This window comes from Bifidobacterium sp. POST2/T3 (B1), assembly GCF_058197115.1.
The window spans coordinates 1-6,070 of the sequence record NZ_JBVPQK010000155.1; the positions used below are offsets into that span (position 1 = coordinate 1).

The 6,070-nt window shown below is 62.4% G+C and carries 2 protein-coding genes; both read left to right on the forward strand.

The window, feature by feature from the left end:
* Positions 1 to 1,761 (forward strand): RCC1 domain-containing protein (locus tag AC0AP0_RS07805; RefSeq protein WP_490430054.1); only part of this gene is annotated, 1,761 nt, incomplete at its 5' end.
* Between the two features lie 319 nt (positions 1,762 to 2,080).
* On the forward strand, positions 2,081 to 5,824 hold the full coding sequence (locus AC0AP0_RS07810) for an RCC1 domain-containing protein (RefSeq protein ID WP_490430055.1): 3,744 nt from the start codon (positions 2,081 to 2,083) through the stop codon (positions 5,822 to 5,824).
* Positions 5,825 to 6,070: the final 246 nt, after the last annotated feature.

Sequence of the window (6,070 nt, forward strand, 5' to 3'; positions counted from 1 at the left end):
CAACAATCGGTTACAGATGGAAATCAGGCTTCACGTCCCTATCCTGATCCGTCCAGGGACGGCTTCCTGTTTGATGGCTGGTTCCTTGAGGATGCCAAAGGTGATTCCAATGTGGCATACGACTTCAGCCAACGCGTCACCAGCGGCATCGGTCTGGTCGCACATTGGTCACCGGTTGACACGCGCTGGTCAATCAGCCCAAGCCAAGGCAACGTGTTGGGCGGCCAGCAGGTGACGATCACACCGCCTGACCACAGCCGCGGCATCCGGTTCAACCAGGTCAGCGCAGGTGGTGAGCAGGACAGCGTCATCGGCTTCTCAGTAGGAGTGGCCAGCGACGGGAATGCCTACGCCTGGGGCAACAACCAGTACGGGCAGCTGGGCCAAGACCCTTCCAAAACATCCGCTCAGAAGACACCGACCAGGATCCCCCTGCCTGACCTGCCTGACAAAGAGGCAGCCAGCTTCACCTACACGAAGACCGCTGCAGGGGGCGCCCACACTCTGGCCATAGGCTCCAACGGAATCCTCTACAGCTGGGGCCGCAACGATCATGGCCAGCTGGGCGACAACACCACCGCGGACCGGTACAAGCCCCAGCCCGTGCCGGACCCGAACAACACAAGCCAGCCCTTCAAAGCCTTGCAGATAAGCGCCGGAGCCTACGACTCGGCTGCCATCGACGACCAGGGCCGTGTCTACACCTGGGGGTGTGAACACAACAGTTACTCCTCCTATGGCACGGCCAAGCTGGTGCCGACCCTGGCCAAGGACCCCAATGGCTCCAGCCAGGGACTGCATGCGGTCCAGGTCAGTGTCAAATGGAGCTTTATCCTGGCCCTGGACGAGGACGGCAACGTATACGCCTGGGGATACAACACCAATGGCCAGCTCGGCAACGGAACCGCCACAGGGGATGGCAACGCTGACTACGCCAACGACCCAAAGCCAGTTCAAGACCCCAGGGACGCCAGCAAAACCTTCAAGGCCACGCAGATCAGCGTCGGCTCCCGGCACGCCCTCGCCATCGGAGAGGAGGACGGCAGTCTGTACACCTGGGGCAAGGTCAACGACACCAACTACACAAGGCCTACGAACGACCCCGGCAACACCGGTAAGACCATCAAAGTCACCTGCATCAGCGCTGGAACATGGCACTCCCTGGCCATAGACCAGGACAGCACCACCTGGGGCTGGGGCTGGAACCAATACGGGCAGACCGGCAACGGCAACACCAACTCGCAGGAAACCCCCACAAAAGTGACCGGTCCGAACAACACAGGGCAAGGATTCAAGGCCGTCTGCGTCAGCGCAGCCCACAACCATTCCCTGGCCATCGGCCAGGACGGCAACGCCTACGCCTGGGGCAAGAACGACTACAACCAGCTCGGCAACACCAGCATCCCCACAACAGGCAACAGCCCCACACCCATACAGACCATATTCGACCCCACCCCACTCAACATCACCAGCGTCAAGTTCGACAAGACGGCCGTGGACCACCTTGTACAGAACTCTGACGGGTCCGTCACCCTGACCACCCCCGCCCATAATCCGGGACTGGCCGACGTGATCGTGGACTGGACTCTGGGCGGCATCAGCCAAACCCAGGCGCATCTGACCTACACCTACGAAGGCGTCCTGCCCCTGACAGGCGGCAACGGCACCATGATCCTCCTGCTCGCCGCCGGGCTGCTCGCCGCAGCCGGCGCAGCCGCAGCCGGACGCCACAGGCGGGAATCACACAGCCTGCACGCCTAGAATCTTCACCCGAGTAAGCGGCTGGACTAAACCCCAAGTTAGCCCAGCCGAAGGGTGGCCCCGCCAATCCCCCAACACAACGGGGCCACCCACCTTTTTGCTTCCACCCTCTATATCGCCAGTAGGGCGTGAAGCAGTCTTCATATAGTGTTCAGACAAGCAGCCCGGCAGTCTGGCTGACGGGCACTTGGAGCATGCAGACGGACGGTGATAACCTAATGAATATATGTGGGGATTGTGTCTGCCATCTATCGGGGAGCCGGACCAGGGGAGTTCCAAGTACGCGGCAACAGTTCCTGGGAAGGGGATCATGCCGGTCATGCGTCAGCATGCGAACACGCACAGCCAACGGGCCATCGTCGTCAGCATGCTGCTCGCCTGCAGCCTAATCGCCGGAGGATTCGCCGCGGCTGACACTGCCTCCGGCGGATCCAGTGTGCCCGAGCCGACCAAGCTGGAGCAGACGGCTGCAGGCCAACAGGCCGACCCATCAGCCAATCCACCAATCCTGCCTGCCACCCCGGCCGGCCCCCAGTCGCCGCTGCCCTCGCCCTCGCCCCTGGACACCGCATCCCCCCTCACCAGCGCCCAGGCCACGCCCAAGAAGCCCGGCGACACCGGCATCCAAAGCAAGACCGCCGACAGCCAGCCCCAGACACGCGCAGCCTACACCGTCGCCTTCAACGACCCCGAAGGCAACACCAGCACACCTTCCCAGAGCGTCCCCAGCGGCGGACAGGCCTCCAGGCCCAAGGACCCGGCCAGGGACGGCTACCTGTTCGACGGATGGTTCACCGGCAACACCGCCTACGACTTCAGCCAGCCCGTCACCGGCAGCATCACCCTGACCGCCAAATGGACCAGGAGTTGGAGCCTGACCCCCGCCTCCGGACCAGCAGACAGAGGCACCAGAATCACCCTGACCACGCCCACCCAATCCGGCATACGCTTCAGCCACATCAGCACAGGGATCATGAATTCCCTGGCCGTGGGCTCCGACGGCAACCTCTACTACTGGGGAGCCTACGGCGGTAAGACTGTATCCTCCAACCGACCGGTCATCGTCAAGCCGCCTGAAGAAGGCGACCGCTTCACCCAGGCCGGCTCCGGCAATGGGTTCTCCGTGGCCCTGGGCTCGGACGGCAACCTCTACAGCATGGGAGGAGGGAACGAACGCGGCCAGCTGGGCAACGGCACCACCACCACCTCTTATGACAAACTGGGGAAAGCACCCCTGCCGACAGGGGTCAGGCAATTCACCCAGATCAGTGTAGGATTCGGCCATTCCCTGGCACTGGACTCGGACGGCAACCTCTACAGCTGGGGGCGGAACGATTGCGGCCAGCTGGGCTATGGCACTACAGATGATAATTCTCATGCCACGCCGAGCAAAGTGAACCTGCCGGCAGGGGTCACGGAATTCACCCAGATCAGCGCAGGCACTGATTATTCCCTGGCCATGGGATCGGACGGCAACCTCTACAGCTGGGGAGAAACCGTTTTCAATGCACTGGGACGCAGCAGCAGCACCACGCCAGCCAACCAACCAGGCAAAGTAACCATGCCGGCAGGCGTCAGGCAATTCACCCAGATCAGCGCAGGATACACCCACTCCCTGGCCCTGGGATCGGACGGCAACCTGTACAGCTGGGGAAACAACACCAGCAGCCAGCTGGGACGCACCCCCACTAGCACCATGCCAGCCAATCAGCCAGGCAAAGTGACTATGCCGACAGGCGTCAAGCAATTCACCCAGATCAGCGCAGGAAACGGTTATTCCCTGGCCATGGGATCGGACGGCAACCTGTACAGCTGGGGAGACAACACCAACGGCCAGCTGGGACGCAACCCCAGCGCAGCGAAAGACGGCACGCCGGGCAAAGTGGCCATGCCGGCAGGCATCACAATCACCCAAGCCAGCGCGCCAAACATGATTAATGGGTACTTTTCCCTGGCCCTGGGCTCGGACGGCAACCTCTACAGCTGGGGAGACAACAGCGCTAGCCAGCTGGGACGCGACACCAGCGGGAAATTCGACTCCAATCCCGGCATGGTCGACTTCCCTGAGAAGCCGAAGCCGACCGGCGTCAAGTTCGGCGGGACAGCGGGCACGAGCCTGACGGACAACAAGGACGGCACCTGGAGCGTCTCCACGCCCCCGCATGCAGGAGGCAAGACCGACGTAACAATCAACTGGAATATGAACGGCCAGCAGCCCGACGCGCACCTTACCTACACCTATATCAACCCCTACACGGTCACCTTCGACAGCGCCGGCGGCAAGCCGACACCGGGCCAGCAGCGGATCACCGAAGGCCGGCAGGCCACGCGCCCGACCAGCAGCCCGTCCAAGGACGGCTTCCTGTTTGATGGTTGGTTTCTCAAGGATGCCGAGGGCAAATCCGATGTGGCTTATGATTTCAGCCAGCCGGTCACCGCGGACATCACCCTGGTCGCGCATTGGAGCCCCGCGGACACCGGCGGCTGGTCGATCAGCCCAGACAAGGGCAACGTGCTGGGCGGCCAGCAGGCGACCATCACCCCGCCCAAACTCGGCCGCGGCATCCGCTTCAACCAGATAAGCGCCGGCGGCTATGAAATCGGAATGGCCAGTGGCTTTTCGGTGGGCGTGGCCAGCGACGGGAACGCCTACGCCTGGGGCAGCAACCAGTACGGGCAGCTGGGCCAGGGCAGCACCAGCAGCAGGCGGCAGAAAACACCGGTCAGGGTCCCTCTGCCGGCTGGCGTGGATTCCAATTTCACCTACACGCAGGCCGTGGCGGGCGGCTACCATGTGCTGGCCGTCGGCAGCGACGGCATCGTCTACAGCTGGGGGGCCAACAACCGCGGCCAGCTGGGTGACACCACCACCAGCGGCCATTTCAAGCCGCAGCCCGTCAAGGGCGCGGACGGCCAGCCCTTCAAGGCCGTCCAGATCAGCGCCGGCGCCTACGACTCGGCGGCCATCGACCCGCAGGGGCGCGTCTACACCTGGGGCAGTGAGTGCAACAGCGGCGGCTCATACAGCCTATCTAGATCAACCCCAACCCTGGTTCAGAATCCGAGTGGTTCGAACGAGGGGCTGCAAGCAGTCCAGGTTGCCGTCAAATGGAGCTTCATCATGGCCCTGGACAAGAACGGCACCATTTATGCATGGGGGTACGACGACTACGGGCAGCTCGGCAACGGCACTAGTGACTCCTCCTATACGAACCAACCCACGCCAGTACAATACCAAGGCAAAACAGGTCAGCCGTTCCAAGCCAAACAAATCAGCGCAGGAAGCTGGAGCGCTCTGGCCATTGATACGACCGATACAGTCTGGGCATGGGGATGGAATGATCGCGGTCAGCTCGGCAATGGCTCCACTGCCGATCGTCAGTACAGTCCCGTTCGGGTACAAGATCCCACAGGCACCAATCAAGGATTCCAAGCCAGCCAAATCTGTACTGGAACGAATCACACCCTGGCCATTGACAAGGAAGGCACAGCCTGGGCCTGGGGGGACAACGGCAGCGGTCGGCTCGGCGACGGCACCGTCAAAAACGCTCGGACACCAACACAGATAAATGGCTTTCTGCAACAGAACAATGCCGACGCGGGATTCAAAGCTGCACGCATTAGCGCCGGAAGCCAGCATTCCCTTGCGATCGGCCAGGACGGCAACGCCTACAGCTGGGGCGACAACCAGTACGGCCAGCTCGGCACCGGAAACGACACGGCACAGAGCAGCAACCCGACCCCAGTGCCATTCAATTCGCTACTGATCACCGGCGTCAAGTTCGACAAGACGGCGGTCAGCTCCCTGCAGCAGAATTCTGACGGATCCGTCACTTTGGCCACGCCCGCCCACAGTCCGGGTCTGGCTGATGTGATCGTGGACTGGACCCTGGGCGGCATCAGCCAGACCCAGGCGCACCTGGCCTACACCTACGAAGGCACCCTGCCCCTGACGGGAGGCAATGGCAGCATGATCATCCTGCTCGCCGCCGGGCTGCTCGCCGCAGCCGGCGCCGTCGCAGCCGGACGCCACCGGCGCGAAACCCGCAGCCTGCACGCCTAGAATCTTCACCCGAGTAAGCAGCCAGGCCGCATCCCAAGACGGCCCGGCCAACCAGGGTGGCCCCGCAGTCCTCAACACAACGGAGCCACCCACCTCTTTGCATCCACCCTTTATACCCCTCTCTGGAATGAGTCAATAAGGTGTGAAGCGGTCTTCATATAGTGTTCAGCAAGCAGCCCGGCAGGCTGGCTGACGGGCGCTTGGAGCATGCGAACGAACCGTGGTAGCATTTGTATATAGGTTGGG

What these genes read in the sequence shown, in the direction of transcription:
- AC0AP0_RS07810 (WP_490430055.1), top strand. Translation starts at nt 2,081, where the DNA reads ATGCGTCAGCATGCGAACACGCACAGCCAACGGGCCATCGTCGTCAGC.